This window comes from Sphingomonas sp. PAMC26645 (assembly GCF_004795835.1).
In the GTDB taxonomy this organism is placed as follows: domain Bacteria; phylum Pseudomonadota; class Alphaproteobacteria; order Sphingomonadales; family Sphingomonadaceae; genus Sphingomonas.
The window spans coordinates 3,025,000-3,045,716 of record NZ_CP039249.1 but is presented as its reverse complement, the minus strand read 5'-3'; the positions used below and the strand labels follow the sequence as shown (position 1 = coordinate 3,045,716).

General features: G+C 64.9%; 15 protein-coding genes and 2 pseudogenes. 10 read left to right on the top strand and 7 right to left on the bottom strand.

Annotated elements, in window-relative coordinates; all coding sequences use genetic code 11:
• Positions 1-22 precede the first annotated feature (22 nt).
• Genes tssK through E5673_RS14035 form a run of 6 tightly spaced genes read left to right on the top strand, consistent with a single transcriptional unit; the run spans position 23 to position 9,293 of the window.
• On the top strand, positions 23-1,327 hold the full coding sequence (gene tssK, locus E5673_RS14060; RefSeq protein ID WP_247599398.1) for a type VI secretion system baseplate subunit TssK: 1,305 nt from the start codon (positions 23-25) through the stop codon (positions 1,325-1,327).
• Positions 1,324-2,754, top strand: coding sequence for a type IVB secretion system protein IcmH/DotU (icmH, locus tag E5673_RS14055; RefSeq protein ID WP_247599397.1), 1,431 nt, complete (start codon positions 1,324-1,326; stop codon positions 2,752-2,754). Before tssK ends, icmH begins: the two co-directional genes overlap by 4 nt.
• Positions 2,754-6,266, top strand: coding sequence for a type VI secretion system membrane subunit TssM (tssM, locus tag E5673_RS14050; RefSeq protein ID WP_136190475.1), 3,513 nt, complete (start codon positions 2,754-2,756; stop codon positions 6,264-6,266). Before icmH ends, tssM begins: the two co-directional genes overlap by 1 nt.
• Positions 6,248-6,715 carry a type VI secretion system-associated protein TagF gene (gene tagF / locus E5673_RS14045; protein WP_168711634.1) on the top strand — a complete coding sequence of 156 codons (468 nt, stop codon included), beginning with the start codon at positions 6,248-6,250 and terminating at the stop codon, positions 6,713-6,715. The genes tssM and tagF overlap by 19 nt, the downstream gene beginning before the upstream one ends.
• Entirely contained in the window at positions 6,712-7,476 is a 765-nt protein-coding gene (locus tag E5673_RS14040) for a protein phosphatase 2C domain-containing protein (RefSeq protein ID WP_136190473.1), read from the top strand. The genes tagF and E5673_RS14040 overlap by 4 nt, the downstream gene beginning before the upstream one ends.
• Positions 7,473-9,293, top strand: coding sequence for a serine/threonine-protein kinase (locus tag E5673_RS14035; protein WP_136190472.1), 1,821 nt, complete (start codon positions 7,473-7,475; stop codon positions 9,291-9,293). Before E5673_RS14040 ends, E5673_RS14035 begins: the two co-directional genes overlap by 4 nt.
• 401 nt (positions 9,294-9,694) lie before the next feature.
• Here E5673_RS14035 and E5673_RS14030 read toward each other — a convergent pair whose 3' ends face one another.
• Both E5673_RS14030 and E5673_RS20080 read right to left on the bottom strand, forming a co-directional pair.
• Entirely contained in the window at positions 9,695-9,985 is a 291-nt protein-coding gene (locus E5673_RS14030) for a hypothetical protein (RefSeq protein WP_136190471.1), read from the bottom strand.
• Between the two features lie 248 nt (positions 9,986-10,233).
• Positions 10,234-10,797, bottom strand: coding sequence for a muraminidase (locus tag E5673_RS20080; protein WP_247599396.1), 564 nt, complete (start codon positions 10,795-10,797; stop codon positions 10,234-10,236).
• Between the two features lie 1,963 nt (positions 10,798-12,760).
• Here E5673_RS20080 and E5673_RS14020 point away from each other — a divergent pair.
• Positions 12,761-13,312 (top strand): hypothetical protein, encoded by a 552-nt coding sequence (locus tag E5673_RS14020; protein WP_136190469.1) that lies wholly within the window; start codon positions 12,761-12,763, stop codon positions 13,310-13,312.
• Here the strand turns inward: E5673_RS14020 and E5673_RS14015 are convergent.
• Entirely contained in the window at positions 13,305-13,538 is a 234-nt protein-coding gene (locus tag E5673_RS14015) for a hypothetical protein (RefSeq protein WP_136190468.1), read from the bottom strand. The two genes, E5673_RS14020 and E5673_RS14015, sit on opposite strands and share 8 nt — an antisense overlap.
• 759 nt (positions 13,539-14,297) lie before the next feature.
• On the opposite strand from E5673_RS14015, the gene E5673_RS14010 reads away from it, so the two are divergent.
• Positions 14,298-15,701: a DNA-directed RNA polymerase subunit alpha C-terminal domain-containing protein gene (locus E5673_RS14010; protein ID WP_168711632.1), complete on the top strand. Its 1,404-nt coding sequence runs from the start codon at positions 14,298-14,300 to the stop codon at positions 15,699-15,701.
• Positions 15,702-16,289: 588 nt separating this feature from the next.
• Here the strand turns inward: E5673_RS14010 and E5673_RS14005 are convergent.
• On the bottom strand, positions 16,290-16,703 hold the full coding sequence (locus tag E5673_RS14005) for an NTF2 fold immunity protein (RefSeq protein WP_136190466.1): 414 nt from the start codon (positions 16,701-16,703) through the stop codon (positions 16,290-16,292).
• Between E5673_RS14005 and E5673_RS14000 the strand changes: the two genes are divergently transcribed.
• On the top strand, positions 16,696-17,076 hold the full coding sequence (locus E5673_RS14000) for a hypothetical protein (RefSeq protein WP_136190465.1): 381 nt from the start codon (positions 16,696-16,698) through the stop codon (positions 17,074-17,076). The genes E5673_RS14005 and E5673_RS14000 overlap by 8 nt on opposite strands.
• Before the next feature lie 411 nt (positions 17,077-17,487).
• Here E5673_RS14000 and E5673_RS13995 read toward each other — a convergent pair.
• The 3 genes and pseudogenes from E5673_RS13995 to E5673_RS13985 all read right to left on the bottom strand — a co-directional run.
• Positions 17,488-17,832 (bottom strand): annotated as a pseudogene (locus E5673_RS13995) (DUF4303 domain-containing protein); the annotation flags it as partial.
• 30 nt (positions 17,833-17,862) lie between these two features.
• Complete coding sequence (locus E5673_RS13990; RefSeq protein ID WP_136190463.1) at positions 17,863-18,057, bottom strand: DUF4303 domain-containing protein; 195 nt, start codon at positions 18,055-18,057, stop codon at positions 17,863-17,865.
• A gap of 333 nt (positions 18,058-18,390) precedes the next feature.
• Positions 18,391-18,906, bottom strand: a complete 516-nt coding sequence (locus E5673_RS13985; RefSeq protein ID WP_136190462.1) for a hypothetical protein — start codon at positions 18,904-18,906, stop codon at positions 18,391-18,393.
• Between the two features lie 1,130 nt (positions 18,907-20,036).
• Between E5673_RS13985 and E5673_RS13980 the strand changes: the two are divergent.
• Positions 20,037-20,334: pseudogene (locus tag E5673_RS13980) on the top strand (transposase); the annotation flags it as partial.
• Positions 20,335-20,717 lie beyond the last annotated feature (383 nt).

Sequence of the window (20,717 nt, the reverse complement as noted above, 5' to 3'; positions counted from 1 at the left end):
TCGGGTTGCCTGGCACGAAGGCATGTTCCTCAGGCCGCAGCATTTTCAGGCTCAGGACCGTTTTATCGACGCCCAACTGGGCGCGCGGGTCGAATCGATTCGGCCTTGGGCGTGGGGCATCACGGCGCTCACGATCGACGAGGATCTGGCCGCGCTCGGCAAGTTCGCCGTTTCGCGCGCCACCGGGATACTCCCCGACGGTACGCCGTTCGCGATCCCCGACGACCTGCCGCCGCCCGACCCCCTCGACGTGCCCGGCGACACGCGCGACGCGATCGTGCACCTGACGCTGCCCGCGAGTCAGGTCGGGGCGGTGCAGTTCCGCGATGGCGACGCCCCCGGGCTCGATGCGCGCTTCCTGGTCGACGAGGCGGAGTTGGCGGACGCCTATTCCAACGATCGCACCAGCGAGCCGATTGGACTGGGTCGGCCCAACCTCCGCTTCGGCATCACGCGCGACCAGATCTACGGGCGGGTGACGCTCGGTCTCGCGCGCGTTCGCGAAGTGCAGAACAAGCGCGTGATGTTCGACGACCGCTATGTCGCGCCGACGCTGGATGCCGCAGCGGCACCGCGGCTGCGCGGCGGACTGTCGGACATCGTCGGTCGCGCCGCACAGCGAGCGGAGGAACTGGCGGTGCGCGCGGTCGAGGCGACCGACGGCGGCTCCGACACGTTTGCGAGCTTCCTGCTGCTACAGGCTCTCAACCGTTGGCTGCCGGTGCTCGAGCATCTCCAGTTCCTGCCGGTCGTCCACCCGGAGCGCCTGTTCGAGGCGCTGGTGTCGATGGCGGGCGAGATCGCGACGCTGATCCGCGCGGAGCGCAAGCCACCGCCGCTGCCGCGCTACGACCACGAGAACCCTCAGATCTGTTTTGAGCCGGTGTTCGATCTGCTGCAGTCGATGCTGTCGGCGGTGTTCGAGCGGTCTGCGCTCCAGATGCCGCTCGATCAGGCGGGGCCGGGCGCGTACGTGTCGCGGATCACCGATCATAGCCTGTACGAAACCGGATATTTCTATCTCGCGGTCGCGTCCGCATCGCCGGTCGAGGAGATCCGCGGGCTGTTTCCCTCGGTGGCGAAGATCGGCACGGTGCAGAAGATGCGCCAGATCGTCGATTCCGCGCTGCCTGGCGTGCCGTTGCGCCATACGCCGACGCCGCCGCCGCAGCTCCGCGTGCTGCCCGGCTTCGTCTATTTCGAACTGGATCGCGGCGTACCCGACTGGCGCGAGTTCCAGCAGGCGACGGCGCTCGGGCTGCACGTCGCCGGCGACTGGCCGCAGCTGAAGCTGGAACTGTGGTGCGTCAAACGGGGCGGGCGATGAGCGAAGACGGCGACAAGACCGTTTTCCGCCCCTCGCCGCTGCAGGGGCTGAAGCGGGGCGAAGGCAATGCGCCCGCAGGCCCTGCCGGCAACGCGACCCCCTGGTCGCCCACCGGCAACGCGGGATACGGGTCGTCTCCCTCCAGCGCCGGATACGCCGCGCCGCCGTCGCTGTCGCGGACCGGTAGCGCATCGGTCGCACCGGGGCTGACGCCGTCGCGGCTCGGTGAGGACGATGTCCCGCTGCCGGCCACGCCGCAGTCGATCCGCAACGTCATGCTGGCGGAGGCGGAGCCGGTGCTGGCCTTGCTCGCCGCGGTCCGTGCCGGTCGCGTCCGCCCGGCGATGCCCGAGCTGCACCGGCAATGTGCCGCGGCGATCGCCCGGTTCGAGCGCGCGATCCAGCCGCACTACACCGAGGAAAAGCGCCAGCGCGCCAAATACGCAGTCTGCGCGACCGCCGACGACATCGCGCAGAACCTGCCGGGCGTAGGTGGCGACGGTGCCGAATGGGCACGACGGTCGATGGTCGTCACGTTCTTCCAGGAGAACATCGGGGGCGACCGGTTCTGGCAGCTGGTCGACGACATGCTGCGCGTACCGCAGGACAATCTCGATCTGATCGAGCTGTTTCACGCCTGTCTCGCCGCCGGGTTCGAGGGCCGCTTCCGAGTGATGCCGGATGGCCGGCGGCGGCTGCACGAGATCATGACGCGGTTGCAGGGCGCACTGCCCCATGTCCGGTCGCTGTCGCAGGTCGAGCTCGTGCCCCACTGGCGCGGCGAGACCGCACCAGTCGGCCGGATCGGGTGGAGCGTGCTGGCGCTGGCATCCGCAGCGGCGCTCGCGCTTCTCCTGCTGGTGTATGTCGTGCTGCGGCTGATGCTGGGCTCCAGCGGCGAAACGCCGTCGTCCCGGCTAAACGCGCTGACGCCCGACGCCCGGCTGACCCTGTCGCGCCCCGCCGCCGCGATGGCCGTGACGTCGAGCGCGCAGGCGAGCAAGCTCAGGCGGTTCCTCGAACCCGAGATCCGCGAGCATCTCGTCACGGTCGAGGAAGACGCGCAGACCGTTCGCGTCCGCACCACAGTCGGGCAGCTCTTCGAGTCCGGCTCGGACGCGCTCGAACCCGGCCGCGAAACGCTGTTCCACCGCATCGGTCGCGCGATCGAGGGCGAAAAGGGCAATGTCGTGATCGAGGGGCATGCCGATAATGCACCCGTCGCGACCGTCCGCTTCCCCGACAACACGGCACTCAGCGAAGCCCGTGCCGAGACGGTCGGCGCGCTGGTCCGCCAGGACCTGTCCGATCCGGCGCGGGTATCCACCAAGGGACTAGGAGACACAGTGCCGATCGCTTCCAATGCGGATGCCGCGGGCAAGTCGCAGAACCGGCGCGTCGAAATCGTCGTGCCGCGGCGCTACTGATGGGGCGCTTCTTCCGGAACTGGTATGCGGTGACGATCACCGCGGCGGTGCTGCTGGCCGCGTTGCTGGCGTTCGGTCTGCCGTTGCTCGTCGCGTTCTTCCGCCCCTTGCCGGTGCGGATCGGCGCGGTAGTCGCGGTCGCTCTGGGCTGGGGGCTGTGGTGGTTCCTACGGCGACGGGCTGCGCGCCGCGCCGCCGACGCCATCGCCGCCGAACTCGCCGGGCCGAATGCCGCCGACGAGGAGGGCAAGGCGCTCGGCCGTCGCATGAGCGAGGCGCTGACCAAGCTGCGCGGCGCGGCGGGCGGAAAGCGCGACTATCTCTACAGCCGTCCCTGGTACGTCATCATAGGTCCGCCGGGCGCGGGCAAGACCACCGCGCTGCTGAACTCGGGGCTACGGTTTCCACTCGTCGAACAGGCCGTCGGCGGTGTCGGCGGCACCCGCAACCTCGACTTCTGGTTCGCCGACGAAGCGGTGCTGGTCGATACCGCGGGGCGCTACACGACGCAGGACAGCGACACCGTGGTCGATTCGGCTGGCTGGGGCGCGTTCCTTGGACTGCTCAAGCGCCACCGGCCACGTCAGCCGATCAACGGCGTGTTCGTGGCGATCGGGGTCGATACGCTGGTCGCGAGCGACTGCGCCGCGATCGACTCGCACGCGCGTGCCGTCCGCCGTCGCCTCGTCGAGTTGCGCCGCTCGCTCGAGACCGCCGTCCCGATCTATCTGCTCGTCACCAAGGCGGATCTGCTCGCCGGCTTCACCGATTACTTCGACGATCTCGACGTCGAGGGGCGGCGTGCCGTGCTTGGTGCGACGTTGCCGTACTCTGAAGGGCGACCGTCCGCCGAGATGCTGGCGCATGCGTTCGACGAGGCGACGCAGGCCGTTGCCGACCGTCAGGCGCGGCGGCTGTTCGAGGAGGTCGACCAGCGCCGTCGCGGCATGATGATCGGGTTCCCGGCACAGTTGCGATCGCTGCGCGCGCGGATGATGCGCTTCGCCGACGGCGCATTCGTCGCCGGCGACGAGGCGGCCGGCGTGCTGCGCGGCTTCTACCTGACCAGCGGCGTGCAGGAGGGGGCGCCGCTCGACCGTATCCTCGCCTCGATGGCCGAGGTGTACGAACAGCCGGTCGATCCTGCGGTCGGCGCGCGTGGGCGTGCGTATTTCCTCAACCGTCTGCTGACCGAAGTGATGTTCCCCGAGGCCGGGCTCGTCACCACCGACACCAAGGCGAAGGCGCGGCGTCGCGGCCAGCTCGGCGCGGCGCTGGCGGGCATCGCCATCGCGGCGGCGCTGGTACTGACCGCCTGGGGCGTCAGCTTCGTGCGCAACCGGGCGTTCCAGTCGGCGCTCGCCGGCCAGACCGCGCGCGCCGAACAGCAGTTCCGCGATGCCGGTGTCGACCTGACCCAAGTGCGCGAGGACGATGCCGACCTGCGTGCAGCGATCCCGGCGCTCGATACCCTGCGCAACCTGCCGCGGGGTTATGCCGAGCGGCGTAGCGGGGGGGCAGCGCTGACGATGACCTTCGGCCTGTACCAGCGGAGCCTCAGCCAGCAGGCCGAGGAGACGTACCGAGATGCGCTGCGCCGTGTGATGCTGCCGCGGTTGCTGTTGCGTCTGGAAGCCGTGATGAAGGCGAACGGGCGCGATCCGATGCAGCTGTACGAGCCGCTCAAGGTCTATCTGATGCTCGGTCAGCAGGGGCCGATGGATGCCAGGGCGGTGCGCGCGTGGGTGACCGCGGATTGGGCTACCGATCTGTATCCGGGCGCGGACAGCCAGGCCGAGCGGACCGCCCTCACGCGCCATCTCAACGCACTGATCGAAGACAAGGACATGGCGTCGGTCTGGCCGAGCCGTCGTCCGCCGCTCGACGGCCAACTCGTCGCGAGTGCGCGTGCGGCCGTGCAGACCCTCAGTCTCGCCGACCGGGCTTATGCGGTGATGCGGCAGAAGGCAGCGTCGGCGGGACCGGCTTGGGAAGTCGCCAACGTGCTGTCGCAGGGCGATGCACTGGCGTTCGCGTCGCCCGATACGCTCATCGCGTTGCGCATCCCGTATTTTTTCACGCGTGGGGGTTACGAGAAGACATATCTGCCGGGACTTGCGACCGTGCAGCAGGACCTCAAGCGGGACCTCTGGGTGCTCGGCGGTGCGGAGGAGGCTGGCGTCGGCGAGGAGCTGAGCAACGTCCGTCCCGGCGTCGCGGGGCTGTATGCCAAGGATTACATCGCCGCCTGGGAGGGCGTCGTCACCGCGATGAAGCCCGCCGCGTATTTCAGCGATCCGGCGGCGTTTGGCGCGCTGACCAAGAGCCCATCGCCGCTGAAGCGCGTGCTGCTCGAACTGCGCAAGAACACGATTTTCACCGGTGGTGCGCAGGCGGGTCTCGCGCGGGCGGGGCGCTATGGCATGAACCGCTCGCGGCTCGGGCGGGTGGCGAACGAGATCGGCCGCGATCGATCGCGCGGCATCGATGCCGGCGATGAGATCAGCGGGTATTTCCAGCCGATGCACGAATATGTCGGCAATGGCCGCGGTTCGGCGCCGATCGATGACTTCGTCGCCGGGATCAAGGCGGCCGGGCAGGCGGTCATGGCGGCACGCTCGGTCGGCGGCGGTGGCGGTGCGGACACCACGCAGGCGCAGATGGCGGCGGCCTTGGCCTCGGTCCGTGCGGCGGCGGCAGGGGCTCCCCCGCAATTGCAGGGCTTCGTCAATTCGGCTGCGGGCGGGGGCACCCGTGCGCAGATCGGCGCGGCGAGCGGTGCGGTCGGCGACGCCTATGCGCAGACCGTGCTGCCCGCATGTCGGGGGGTTGCCCAGGAGCACTACCCTTTTTTCGCCACCGCAGCGGATGCCCCGATGGTTGAGGCGTTGCGCGTGTTCGCCATGGGCGGGGTGTTCGACGGCTTCGTCCAGCAACGGCTGATGCCGATGATCGACACGTCCGGCCCGGTATGGCGGTGGAAGGACAACGACCCGGTCGCAGCCGCGCTGAATCCTTCCACTCCGGAAACGCTGGCGCGTGCGGTACAGCTCCGCGAACTGCTGGCGGCGGGCCTGCCCATCAAGGTGTCGGTCGCGAGCTTCGGCGCCGATGTCGGCATCGTCGAGGTCGCGAGCGGTGGGACGCGCTATCGCTTCACACCGCAGAACAATCAACCGAAGCCGCTGATATGGTCCGCGACCGGCAGCTTGCCGGAAGCATCGGTGGTTCTGTATCGCAACCAGCCCACCACACCGGCCACGCCAGCCACGACGGGCACAGGCGCCGATGCCCCGCCCGGTGTCGAGTTGGCCCGCGTCGAGACCGAAGGGCCCTGGGCCCTGTTCCGCTTGATGGATCGTGCAGAAAAGCAGAACGCGGGACCCAAGGCGGTCCGAGCCGGCTTTGGCGATGGGCCGCAGCACACGACGCTGACTGTGCAACTGCCCGGCACCACCAACCCGTTCAGCCGCGCTGGCCTATGGTCGTTCCGGTGCCCGGCCAGCCTGTGACCGCCCGCCTGTTCGGCAAGCTGCCCGCGCATGGGGACTTCGTCACACGCGGCTGCACGGCGGCGGAGCGGGCCGGTCTGGATGCCTGGCTCACCGCGTCACTGACGGATGCGCAGAGCCGTTTCGGTGGAGAGTTCGCCGATCGGTTCGACGCGGCGAGGCCTTGGAAGGGGCGTGGAGCCGGCGCGGTCGGAGTGATCGCCGCATCGCAGGACGCTGCCGGGCGGCGCTATCCCCTGGTACTGCTGTGTGCGGAAGCAGACGACATCGAGGACCTGATCTACGCGGCCATCGCTGAGCGCTGGGATGCCGATCGGCTCGCGACGGTGGCCGGAATAGGTCCCTCCTCGTCGATCGAGCGATGGGAGTCCGCCGACGGCGGAATGTGTCTCGACGGCGGCATGCCAGTCGATATCGTGACCGCCATGCTGGAGACCGTCGGCGTATGAGCGTCCAATTCCGCATTGTCAGCGTCGCTGCGACGCATCCGGGCCTCGTGCGTCGGATCAACGAGGATCGCCATGCCGAACGGACCGCCGATGGTCTTTGGGTCGTGGCGGACGGCATGGGCGGCCATGCATTCGGAGACTGGGCTGCGCATGCGGTGGTCCAGGCGATCGAGAGCGTTGAGATCCCGGCGGCATTCGATGCCGCCGTACAGGCCGTCGCAGATGGCGTACACAGCGCCAATCGGAGAATATGGGCGGAGTCGCAGCGGCGCGAGCAGCAGATGGGGTCAACCGTCGTCGTGCTGCTGGTCCACGGTGATCGTTTCGCGGCGTTATGGGTAGGGGACAGCCGCATCTATCTGCGTCGCGCCGACATGCTGGTTCCGCTGACCCGCGATCACAGTCAGGTGCAGGAGATGGTCGATCGCGGCCTGATCTCGCCCGAAGAGGCGGCTGACCATCCGCGGGGGCATGTGCTGGCACGTGCGGTCGGTGTCGGCGCACGGATCGCGGTCGATGTCGTCACCGACGTCGTCGAACCGGGCGATCGGTACCTGTTGTGCAGCGATGGGCTGTCCGGGCAGGTCGCCGACCCGGAACTGGGTGCGATACTGGGGCTGCCTGATCAATCGGAGGCCATCGAAGCGCTCGTGTCGCGCGCGCTCGACCGTGGCGCACCCGACAACGTGACCGCGATTCTGGTTGGCGTCCAGGAGACGACGCGACTCGAGTTCGCTCATGCCGCCGAGGCACGGTCATGATCGACGACGACCACGACCGCACGGTCTTCGATCCCGACCGCACGGTATTCGACCCGGCGGGGGCCGGACCGAGGCAGGGTGCGGGCGGTACGACGCCGCGGCAACCTGCAGGTGGAACCGCGATCAAGGTCGGCGACGTGCTCAATCACATGTTCGCGGTCACCGGCTTCCTAGCGCGCGGCGGCATGGGAGAAGTGTTCGTCGGCGCCAACGTCATCACCGACGAGCGTGTCGCGATCAAGGTGATGCTCCCCGCCCTCGCCGCCGATCCCAACGTCATCACGCTGTTCCGACGCGAGGCGAAGACGCTGACCCGTCTGCACCACGAGGCCGTCGTGCAATACCGCGTGCTGGCGCAGGAACCCGAACTGGGCGTCCTCTACATCGTCACCGAATACATCGAGGGTACCAGCCTCTCGGACGTGCTCGCGACGCTTCGGCCTTCGCCCGAAGACCTGGGCGCGCTGTTGCGGCGGCTCGCGTCGGGACTGGCAGCGGCACATGCGCTCGACGCGATCCACCGCGACGTCTCGCCTGACAACGTGTTGCTGCCTGGCGGGCGACTCGGTGGCGCAAAGCTGATCGACTTCGGGATCGCCAAGGATCTCGACCCCGGCACGGCGACCGTCATCGGCGACGGGTTCGCGGGCAAGCTCGGCTACGTCGCACCCGAACAGCTTGGCGACTTCGGGCGAACGCTGGGGACCTGGACCGACGTCTACAGCCTCGGACTGGTGATCCTCGCGGTCGCACGCGGCAGTGATCTCGGGCTCGGCGGGACGCTGGTCGATGCGGTCGACAAGCGTCGCGCGGGGCTCGATCTTGCCGCCGTGCCGATACCGCTGCGCTCGGTCGTCGCGGGGATGGTCCACCCTGATCCCGCTGCTCGCCTGCAGTCGATGGGCGCCGTGCTGGCTGCGCTCGACGGCGCGGAAGTGCCCGGCGCCGCGGCCACTAGCAGCCTGCCGCGCTGGTGGCCTGCCGCCACCGCGATCGTGCTGATGCTGCTGGTCGTGGTGGGCTGGTTCGCGATGCGCAGCGATGCACCGACCGAACGGACGCCATCCATCGCAGTCGCCGCCGATCCGGTCGCACGTGCGCGCGATGCCATCGATGCTGCATTGCCATCGGTCAGCTGCACGTGGTTGCGGATCGTCTCCGTCAGCCCGAGCGCCGGCGGCCCGCGCGTCGCGCTCACTGGTGTCGCGGGCAACCCGACCCAGGCGCAGACCGAGATCGTCCGCACACTGCAGGCGCAGGGACTCACCGCCAGCGCGATCGATTTTGCAGAGGTGTCGCCGATCACGCAGTCGGGCTGCGCCGTGCTCGATGCGTTTCGTCAGATCCGGACGACCGGGCGCAACCGCCTGTCGGTGCCGCAACGGCGCTTTGAGATGCGCACGCAGACGGCAGGTACCGCGTATGAAGGCAAGGTCGCGGCGAGTGCGGTCATCGGCATCGCGATCGGTGATCCGTCGTTGGACTTCGCTCTTGTCGGCTTGGAACCGTCCGGCGCGATCGACATACTGATACCGAGCCGGGCCGCCTTCGCCGAGCAGGTGCGCAGGTCGCGCGATGGCTTGCCGATCACGGATCTGGGGGGCGACCGATATCGGATGCAGCTCGATCTGGATCATGAAGGCTGGTCCGGCCTGCTGCTCGTCACGGGCAAGGGACCGTTCGACGCCAAGGTGATCGCCCCGCCCCTCGGTCAGCGCGACGCTACCTGGCGCACCACGCTTGTCCAGCGTGCGGCAGAGCACGAATGGCAGGCGGACATGGTCTGGTTCCGGTCGGTCGACGACGAGAAGGACTGAAACAGCCTGACCGCGGTCCCATTCGCCGCAACGCTTATCGAGAGCAAGATCGGTGCCGCTTCCCGGTTCGATGGGCGCAGCATCCCGTCGGCGCCGTTAGCGATCAGCGCGGGCGCGAATCCGCTGACGAACGTCGCTGTGCGGTTATGAGCAGGGCGTCGTCGAAGCACATTCGCTTTCTCTCGGCCTGAACCCTCGAACTTCCAGGAGGCCGGTGACCTTGGCGAGACGGCGTCGGATGGTGCCTCCGCTGCCGCCTCATGATCACGACCGGGAGGGCCGCGCTTCAGCGTGGACCATGCGGCAACCAGGATTGCACACCTCGACGAAGTGGTTCGTATTGCGCGCTCGCGTGTCTCTCGACGACATTCGGCCCCGGCGTCGGCCCTCACGGAAGGACATTAGCTCTGACAGTCGTCCGACAGCAGGCCCATTCCACCATCGACGCGTCGGAAACCCGGGCCGTCCGCTATCGTGAATACGTGCCGACCCTGATCGTCCGCGATCGGCAGGGTGGCCGTGCCATTGTCCAACTCCCCAGCGAAGTTCCCCACCTTGGTCCAGTTGACGGTGACGGTGCCTTCAGCTGTCACGAACGCGGTATTGCACCTTCCCGTCATGCGGACATCCGTCAGGGGCGACCCGTCGAGTTTGCCCGCACCGACGAGTTCACGCTTCAGCGACTCGTTCACCGTTGCATGATTGGCTCCGGCGACGGGCCCGACCGTGCCATCTCCAGGGACCTGTTGCGCAGAAGCGCTCGACGATGGTCCGGTAGGTGCACGCGAAGTGTCCTGAGCGGAGGAAGAGACGGGCGCCGTAGCGACAGGACCATCTCCTACGGCCGAGGCCGTATCCGAGTTTGCCGTCACTGCGGCGGACGGACTGCCACAGGCACCCGGGAGAAGAGCAAACAGCAGGGTAAGCGAGGATGGTCGGATCACTTATACTCTCCGTAGAGGAACAGTCGGGACTCCGCTTTGCGACGGACGACGAGGCTGGCCACGACGTCGGGGCCGGACTTGATCTGGCGGGCGATGACTTCCATCGCCGCGCCAGGCTTGTGTTCGTTCACGAACGTCGTCGTGCTCCTCCAGCCCCCGCCGGGATTGTATGCGTAGGACACCAGCGCATCGAACTCATACTGATGCAGCGGTATGCGGATCTTGCCCTTCACCATCGATTCGTAGTGCGGTACGATCCGGTCAAGCAACGCCGACTCCTGGTGGATGTCGATCGTAACCAGATCCTTGTTGGCCTTGACGAAGACCTTCGCGTCGTGACCCTTTATGCCAGCGCCAGCGGCGACAGCTTCTGCGACCGACCGCTCGACGCCGATCGTCATCAAGTCGCTGGTGACCGAACTGGGCGTCCTCGTCCCCATGTCGTATCCTGGGCCGAGCGTGACGCCGCTCACCCCACCTGGCCAATGCAGCCGGTTGGAGACGCCGCGAACCGCCTCATGGGCGATGATGAAGCGCCGCCCGTCCCTCGATGTCGTCATCTTGGCTACGGGCCGCACTTCACCGGCTGGCATGGTTGCGGACACCGCTCTGTTTCTGGCCGGTACGACCGCAGGGCGAATGGCTCTTGGAACGTCGTTCGCGCTCGGCATGTGCGCGGAAACGAAGTCGGAGACGTCCTTCTCAAGTCCCCTCAATGCGGTTCCGGCCGCGCTCATCAGCGACGCCGCCCAGTCGGACCAACTCGGATCGCGGGCCGCCTGGGTCCTTCGACGCGCGGAGGCCAGGCCTGCAAGCGTCCTTGGTCCGGCTATGCCGTCAGCAGGGAATACGCCGCAGCGACGTTGCGCCAACCGAACGGCACGCTCCGTCGCCGGGCCGAAACGTCCATCTGGTACCAGCGTCGGATCGTATCGCTTCAGCGTCGTCTGGAGAGCCTTCACGCCGTCTCCATGGCTACCAAGTTTCAGCACGTCCCCTCCGTGATGCAAATCCGGCAAACGGTCCGACGCGAAGCGACGAACAGGTTGCCATGGTGAGCGGACGCATACCCCGTGACAACCTAAAAGTTGACGTCAGTCGGGCCCCTCGGCGTATTTCCGCGCAGACAGTCCTTCATGCTCGTTTGGCGCAGTTCGCTGGAACACTTCATTGGTCTGCGACATCGGTCAGATCTTCCGCTTCGTCCTCATCGGCCTGAGGGGATCCTTGGAACTTGCCCTGTGATCCTGGATGTGCGCGGCGGGTCGAACCCAAGCCCCCAAGGTGGGGTGACGTCGACTTCATCCATCGACGTTCCGAGGCCCGGCGTCGATGTCGGACATGTTGGCATGCCCGCAGACGATGACCACCTTCGTGAGAAGATGGTTGATCCCGTTCCCTCCCATCGCGCCAGCGCTTCGCGACGAGGCAATCCGTCGTCGTTCATATCGTTCTCTTCGAACGCCTTCGATCCATAAGCCTGCTAGTCCGTCGCAGGCTGGCATCCGGCTATGTCCCTCGTGAAGGGTCAGGGCGCTGCCGCCTACGAGCAGATCCGGAGGGATCCGCTATTCCTCTGATCCATCCGAGGAGATCCGCGAAGGCTGAAACCCGGTGCGGCGGATGATCTCGCAAGGATCGCGCGTCGCATCGAAGCACTCGAGGCAAAGCCGTCTCATGCGAAGTTCCACGATCCCAAGGGGCGATATCTCCGCTGGACGCATCGATGGGCGTCCCAGCGCCATAGAGCGAGAATCCATCCGGGGGCTGGTTCTGCTCGTTCCCGTGAGATCGATTCCGGATGCATGGGGACGTCGCGCGGCACTGGACTTCGATGCGGCGTCGCGTAGGTTGAACTGCGTAGGCGAGGTGCCGACGCGGCATGGATGTGGGAAAGCGGCATCCAGCGCAGGTTGAAACTGAGGTTGTTCGTGCTGGACGAGCGAGGACGGTCCACCGGCGTCTCACGCAGCCTGGATGTCGAGTTTCGAATCAGATGGGCTCGCTCGATGGCAAGCGCCGATTACGTCCTGTGCGTGTACCCGACACAGAACGATCTCCCCATGGTCCCGGGCAGGACCGAGCGGCCGCCGTTCGTCATGTCCGGCGTCTGGACCCAGTCGCACAGGATCGAGATGCACATCGCGGCGACCGAGTCCGCGTGCACGTTCAGTCATGAGTTCGGTCACTGCATCGGACTGCCCGACGAATACAGCCATCCCGGTGTCGGCTATTTCAAGCCGGACGGGCGCGAGGGCCTGCTGCTCCAGCGGCCGGACGCCTTCATTCCCGCCAACCGGCAAGGCGGTGTCACGTTCGGCCGCCGCAATCCGGATCTGAGGACGGAGACGAGCACGAACCCCAACTGCAACCTCCTGCCACGACATCTGTGGCCGACTGCGATCGAAGTTCGAAGGCTGGTCAATCGGTCGTCGAAGTCCACCAAATTCGATCGTTCCGCTGGCAGCGGTGGCGGCAGCCTGAACGATGGCGCCTGCCACAGCCGAACTGTAAGGCGCGGCGATGCTCCGGGTTTATGCCTTCGCCGCGCTGCTGGTGGTCACCTCTGGCTACGCCCTATGGCGCGGAGGCGCGCCCGAACGGCTCGTGGCCACCGGACTCCTGCTGGCATATGTCGCCACGATCGTGAACTGGTCCCATATGCCCGCCCGGTTCTACGGACTCGAACTGAACGTGTTCGCGGTGGACGTGGCGCTCTTCGCAGGGCTCCTCGGCGTCGCAGTACGGGCTGATCGGGGGTGGCCGCTCCTCGTCGTGGCGCTCCAGCTCGATGCGGTCGGCGCCCACTTCGTGAAACTGGTCGCCCCGGAGACGATCCGTGTCGCATATGCGCTGCTGATCACGGTCTGGAGCTGGCCTGTCCAAATTCTGCTGGCCATCGGCACGTGGCGCCATTCCCGGAGAATGAAGCTCGACGGCTTCGACCGCTCGTGGAGCCTTCCCGAATACAGGGATCAGTCCGGATGGATGATCGGGCATCACTGCAGAGTGAGGATCAAGAGTACGATTTCGAGATGTTCACCTTGGGACAGAAGCGACGCCTCGATCAGCTGATCGCAAGTACGAGCGCGCGGAAGGAGCGGTTCGTGAGTCCGTCCAATCTGTTCTGCGATCCCGCCTGGGACATACTGCTCGATCTGTTCGATGCAACGATGAAGAGCAGGGCGGTCTCCATCACGTCGGCTTGTGCTGCGTCGGGCGTCGCCCAGACGACGGCCCTCAGATACATCCGCGTCATGGAGGACGAGGGACTGATCCGCGCAGGAGCGACGAAACGCATGCCCGCCGGGCCATCCTCTCCATCGCCGCTCCCGGCTTTGCGTCGATGCATTCGTACGTACGGTGGCTGGAGGAGGCGAATGCCTAGGCCGGTCGAAATGTCCGCGGGCCGCGGAGGGTTTTCCGTGTGATAGCACGAACGATTCCTGGTGCGTTCGTCAGCCTTCGGGCGATCGCCTCTCCCAAACGCCACGGGTCGACGAGTCTCCGGTCGACACGGCTGCGACCGAGAAGGCGTTCTACGACCTTCTTGTCTCGGCTTTCGCATGAGCCCGTCGAAACCCCGTCCGGCAGGTAGACACGATGCATCACGATGCGTGCCGTCTTGCCACCGGAGAACCTGATGCAGGCCGCTTCCGTACCGTACGCCAGGGTGACATGCACGTCATCCCGGGGCGACGTACGTGTCACCCGGAACAGAACAGACTAATCGTACTGTTGTGCGAGCGGGACGTCGGGCGCCGTTCCAGTACCTTCGGGATGCTCGCCGACGCTGCAGACGGGGGTGCGGAAGCGGGCGGGGCATGCGTAGCAGTCGGACATGGAAGATTGGACCGCAGCGACGATACTGGCACACCCTGGCGACGGCGTGCTGGTGGAGGCCCTTCATTCGGCCCTTCATGAACTGCTTCCCGGCTTCCGGATCAGGACGGCGGACGCGGAACGCCCGGAGTAGATCATCGCCGCGGACGCGGGTGCGGTCGTCGTGGTCGCCACCCCCGTCCTCGTCGGTTCTGTGCAGTTCCCAAGGCTGATGAGGATGCTGAGCGCTGCCAGAACCGTGCGGCAGCGCATCTTCGTGACGACGAGCGTGAAGGTGCCGGCATTTTCCGGGGACGGTTGGGAACTGGTCGACGTTTCCGGCTGGAACGGCCATTCGTCGTCCGAAGCCCTGCGCAGGCTGGCGGGTCTGATCTCGAGCAGCCGTTCGACGCTATCACGTGGAACGCCGGCGATGCCGCTGATGGACGCCCTGCTCGGCCGGGTGGACGAACTGGCGCTCACCGCCCGGACGAAGACGCTGCTGCGCAGAGAAAACATGATCCACGTCGGCGACCTCGTTTCGCGGACCGAAGCGGAGATGCTCAGGCTGCCGGATTTCGGACGTAGGTCGCTGAACGACGTCAAGGAGCGACTGGGCGAGATCGGTCTGAGACTCGGGATGGATCTGCCGGAGTGGCCGCCCGAGGACTTCGACGCGGCGGCCTTCCAGATGACGAACGCGAGGCGCGTGGCGAAGCTCAGCCAGGTTCCGGGCGGTGCCGTCTTCGAACCGGTCGAGGACCGTTTCGTGATGAGGACCACCGGCGACGAGGACGACGACGCCGCCGCACGTCGGCCGATGACGCAGCAGCTGCAGTCGGCGGCGCTGGACAAGGCGCGGACGTTCGCCGGGCTGGCCGCGAGGCTCGACAACCAGCCCGGCTGGACGGGCATCGCGAGATCCGCATCCTCGATCGTCGCGCTGCTCGATCGTCCGCCGCTCGAGATCCCGACCGTGCTGGGTCTCATATATCCCGCGAGCCTGGAGATGGCGTCGTTCCTGGAACTGGACGAGCGGCTCGCGTCGGGTGCCGAATCGTTCGCCGTTCCTCTCGAGCCGGAGATGCGCCGTCCGCTCGGGGATCTCATCAGGACCCTGGCCCCATGGCTGCGGGCGTTCCCCAGCATTCGTCAGGCGGATGACGATGCAAGCAGGTTCCTCCTCGAGGTTTCCGAACTTCAGCCCACCTCGGACGTCGTGCGTTCCGCACACGAGTTCGCCTTGCTGACGAACGGCGATCTCGAAGTGTTCAGGCAGCTTCGTGACGCCGCCGAGCGTGGCGCGTTCCAGGGCGGCAAGGCGGCGGAGCGCGCAAAGCGATCCGCCTTGAACCTGGTGATCGGGGTGGCCGTCTTCGCGAGCGGCGCGATGATGGATGCGGTGGTGTCCGACTACGCCACCACGTCTCCCCTAGCGCACAAGGCCGGCCAGTTCCTCACTCGGACGGAGGTCGCGATCGAGTCGCTCGTGGCAGACATGCCGTTCGACCTGCGTCACGCGATCGTCGATTTCGCCCGAGCGGCTGGAGATCCGCCGGTGCTGCCGACGTCGCCGGCGGAGCCGATCGAGCCGCACTCGCGGTCATCGTCCAACCGCCGCTCTTCGGACGAGGAGCACTGAACACGCTTCCGTACCTGACGGATTCCACCTTCCCGGAGTCGAACGCCGAAGATCCACTTCGTGCCTAGGTAGTATGGGCCGCTGAACGGTATGAGATGCGGCCGACGCCGGTCTCCCTGATGTCGCATTCCCCGACGCACTCTTCGTGACGCGGATCCACGGTGCCGGGCTGGGTCGCAGGATTGCGACTCCGGGGAGCGGGGCGGTTTTCGACGTTCGCGTCGATCGGCTGCCACCGACGGACCTCCGCTGGCGAAATTGCCGGCGTCGTCGATCGGACGACGGCAGGGGACGGTGGCGGGCCAGTTATGGAAGAGGCCAACCCCTTCCGGACTGAATCAGGCAGCCTGGTGGTCCGGTCTCGCCAGAATGCCGCTTTCGTACAGGCGTTTCCGTCCGAAGGGACTGTGCACTCGGGCAAGTCTTTGCCCTGTAAATCTACGTTGCGATCATGCTTGAGGACTAAATCGAAAAACTATCCGCTTAATGTCGCAAGGGTTGATCGAACGGGAATACTATCCTGGGCGCGCCTTCACATCACGTTTACAGCGCATCGTCGTTGATCGACGCTATAGGCCCATTGTTTAATCATACGTGATGAGATTTCCACTTTCCCGACACGTCGTTATAGACCTCGCGTTTTGACAGTTTCCACTCGCTGCCACGGCGCGTCATCACGTAGCGAAACCTGTCTTGAAAGCCCGTTTTCGACTGTACGTATATGATCGTCTTGGTGTCTCCAGACTGCGTAACTTCGATCGTATCGCTGTCCGCGTCGTAGTCAGATGGGCGGCTCGTAGCGGGGTTTTTAAGACGTTCGTCGCCACGAACGGCGTTCGGCCAGACGTACTGGCGAAATATCGGTTTGAGCTCGGCGGCGGCCTCATCGGCGAATGCAGCGGCATTCTCCTTCATGACAGGGTAGAAGTTGTCGTTCCACCTATTCATCGCCGAAGCGAACTCGAGCCAGACCGTGGATGCCTCATCAGGAGATTTGATCATCGTCCACCTTTCTAAGATACCCCGCCGACGCGATAACGTTGACCAAAGCCTGACCGAAAACCTGCCGATCAAAGTCGGTGGCTATTTTGCGCGCTTCAAGGGGTATCGCGGGCCCAGCTTGGCTACTGGGTTAAACAACATCATGTACTGGCTCGGTGTAGTTCAAATTACTCTCCCAAAGGCATTCCGCGCGCAACCGTCGTATCATTTCCCGACGATCGACCAGGCGTCCGCTTCTGCTATTCTGCCAATCACCACGGTGACCCTGATTGCTGTAAAAACGGTCGTTCGGGAGGTTTGCACGTCCGTTCGACAGAGAGCCAATATTACGCGGATAATCTTCCCAGGGCAGCAGCCATTGCTGCGTTATTGACATAGCGCTCGGTTTCGCCACGAACCCGGCCGGTTTGTAGCAGCTCCTGTCGTTGGGCGCTCGTCCAGTAGACCGTTCCATTTCGTGTTGTGCGGACCAGTCAGTGTTCCTGAGCCCAAGCCCTCGCGATGCCACTTGAATAGCTACCGGGCTGTCGTGCCGACGTAGGATGAATGGGATAGGTGACGGCGCCGGGCTCGCTTGAAAGACCCCCCGGATCAACCCGGGTCAACGGATCGGACGAATAAGTGTGGGTCCGCAAGCCACCGTCGATGCCGGTTAGATCGGGCGACGGATACTTGCCCGTTCCCGAGTCTTGGAAGGGGTGAAGATTACAGTGCAGCCCACTTTCGGGCTCTACCAACCGTCTTGGAAACTAGGACGAACCGCGACATGGAGTCATTCTGGCAACTAAGAATATCTAGCGAGTAGCGCGTTTGAAATACTCTGCGGATTAAGTAGACCTGCAGACTGTCGTTCGACCTCTTCAGCGGTTTCACTGTCGGATACGGTTACAAATAGCGCGACGTTGGTAAGCATGTCCGCCCTCTCTTTGCGCAGGTAAGCTAGTCCATCGGTCATTGTTTGTATCAGACGAGCAAAATGGCCAGTGAAATTGATGTCTGAGTCCGTCAACAAAACGCTAAGGTCACGATTGACCGCGGAGAAATGCGTATCACCAACGACTTCAAAGCGCCATTCGGCAGGGGACCAACGCAAGTAACTACGATACTCAGGCGTCATATCCTCGAGTTCGGCCTCGAATGCGCATCTCGCGGAATAACCCTATTCGGTATTGGCACCCGCACCTACGCTGATGCCGTCTTCCGCCGTCTGCAGGCAGATGACATATAAGCGCTCATCTCCTACCGATACGATCAATTCGTCGAAGGTCGCTAGAACAGCCGCCTGAATGCTCTCGCGATTGGTATCCCAATCCATAATTAATCCTTCATTTCCATCTGAATAAGTCTTGGCCAATCCGCTGCAGCTCGCCCTGCGTAGCAGAACGACCTTCCGCAGAAGACATATTCTGCGCCGAAATCCGGGTATCCGCGGCTCTAATCGAGCTGCAACGGTTCTTGCGTTTGCTACGCTGTGTCCCCGGTTCGGAGCCCACGTTAGAGTGTTATGGTCGTTGACCGGGTCGATCCTGTATTTCGACGATACATTTCTACTGCGGGTCAAAGCCGACTGCATCGGCGAGTTGCTTGCAGATGGCCCCTTGAAGACGATATGAAGTGCATGCAGACGAGGGATTTTTGCGGGCGGTAGGCTTCCTGTCTTCCTCGCGAACCATTGACCCCAGTGGCTTCAATTCACGCCGAAACAGCGTGAGAGTCGTGACGTCACGGGTGTCCAGGTGCTTCCGGCGTTCGCCGGATAGAGCAGTTCCATCGTGCTGAAGGCGTCCCGGGCGAACACCGACTTCAGGTAGAAGATCTGGCCATTGCGTGTCCCCGACAGCACGTACCAGGTTGGCCGTACGACGGAGTAGGTCACCTCGCCGCCATTGCCCAGGCGTTCGCGATCCGCCGCCGCGTTCGACGCCACGGTGTCTCCCAGCGCGTTGTTGCTACCCCAGACACTGAGTACGGCACCCCCAGCGCCAGTGAAACGACGTCCGTCGCCATTCGGCGATACGGCGGCTGGCTTGAGCAGCGCAGCCGGATAGCAGGCATGATAGCCGAAGCGCGCATTGACGTAGACGGGCCATTTCGCTTCAGCCGTCTGACCGCCAGCAGAATGCACCGGCAAGGCAGAAACACTCATCAAGGCGGCGGCTGAGGCCATCGCTGCCACACGCACTCTTGCCATCGCCATTTTCATATCGATCTCCCTTGCCACGGTCGTCTGAACCGTCGGCCGTACATTGCTGAAGGCCAGCTTGCTTACGCCCGCCTCCTTCCGTCTCATCGCAGGCCAGTCCAAGCGCCTGTGCTCTGGTCTTCAACATTATACAGCATTGCACCAGCGTCACGTTTTTCCGTGGGTCGCGCCCCACACTTGCTGCGGTGCGATCTTTTTAAAAGCGGTTGGAGAACGTGGGGCGGCCGTTGTCGGTACACGCGGGGCGAGGTCGACGCTGGTAGAGTCGACTGAGGTGAGGAGCGCCGCGTCGCCGGTGGGTTGGGTCATCCCAGTGCATCGAGAGCGGTCATCTGCAGTACCGGTCCTGCAATCCTTAAGCCGATCCGCATCGGGGCCTCGTGAATGGACGACCATCGCGCGGTGACCCTGGCAGATGTTTCGTCGTCACGTATCAGGCCGGAACGATCGTCGCTGAACTCGACTGCTGCCGAAGACGCTGATTCAAGCTGGCCGCCTGTGCTGCTCCGACAGGCGGACGTCAGCGTGCGATCCGCCAACGTTGACTGAGGGGAGCCGGGATCCCGTCATCGCACCCGCACCAGTCCGCCGACCGGAAATGAGAGTTGCCACCTAGTGGCGCTGTGCGGTCCTCCCAAGTCATTCTTGACCTTGAGGACATTGGGGCGCGCGAACTCGGCTATGGCGTCGAGGGTGGCGCTGCATCGACAACCGTCCAACCCCTCGGCTTGAGGTGCGTCAAGGCAGCCCGGCGCCACCATGATCTCCTGCAGGGGTCTCATGGTCGGGTCGGCGCAGGCCGGTAGAACCAACGTCCCGTACGCGGCGTTGCCATTGCGGGCCCTCGTGACGTCGCGGACGGATAAACAACGTGCGTTCTGCTCCGATCCACCGCTTCCGTGTACGCCGGAGCAGGATGCGTGGGTCCGGATCCGACCTGCCGCAGGGACGATCGGGACCGGCGGCCGAGGTCACCTTACCGCCCGTTGGAGGTCGAATGGTGGAATGCCACATCTTTCGAGGGGCGGGGGGCGTGATCACGACATGAGGGCCGCGCTGCAAACGAGCAGCCGCCAGTCGATGGCCTTTACAGATACCGCACTCGCAAGGCCGCATGCGATGCCCGCGACCTGCGGCCGCGGTGTTGCCCGAATGGGCCGCACCGGAAGATCCTGCGCTCCGTCCATGACGGCGCCCGCGATCTGGCTCGCGATATCGCCACTACGGAGGCCCATGTGACGTCTCGTCGACAGCGCAAGATAGTAGAAATGTCGTTCGCGCACCTCAAACGTATCCGGAAGTTGGATCGCTTGCGCCTGGAGGGGTCCAAACGGCGCCAAGGACGAGTTCCTACTCGCCGCCACTACCCAGAACCTCCGCAAGATGGCCAAGTTCGTTCCGATGCCGGCGCAGATGGCACCCGCCTGAGGAGGTAGGTGGGCTTGCCTTAATTTCAGACCGGGTGCCAGCCAGCGCCGAGGCCTACTTCTTCAACAAAATCTGAGGAAATCAGCCCGTTCGATTTCGGCCTGCGATTGCCATATTCAGACCTCCGTTTATTTTGCGGATAGGCAAGCTAAAACGACGCTATGGTTGGAAACGAGCAGGCGTCTCCGCAATAGTTCCCTCGCCTAGACGGCGGTCGGGTCGTTCTTACAGCTCGCAAACCCTGCCCAAACCTGCTTGGCCGCCCAAAGCCCGCGAGGTGACTTCGACACGGCGAGCGCAGAAGTTGCGTTGTAGCTAGGTACGGACTCGTCACCTGGCCGGCCTAGACCGAAGCATGCTGCGCTATGCAAGCGAAACACGGA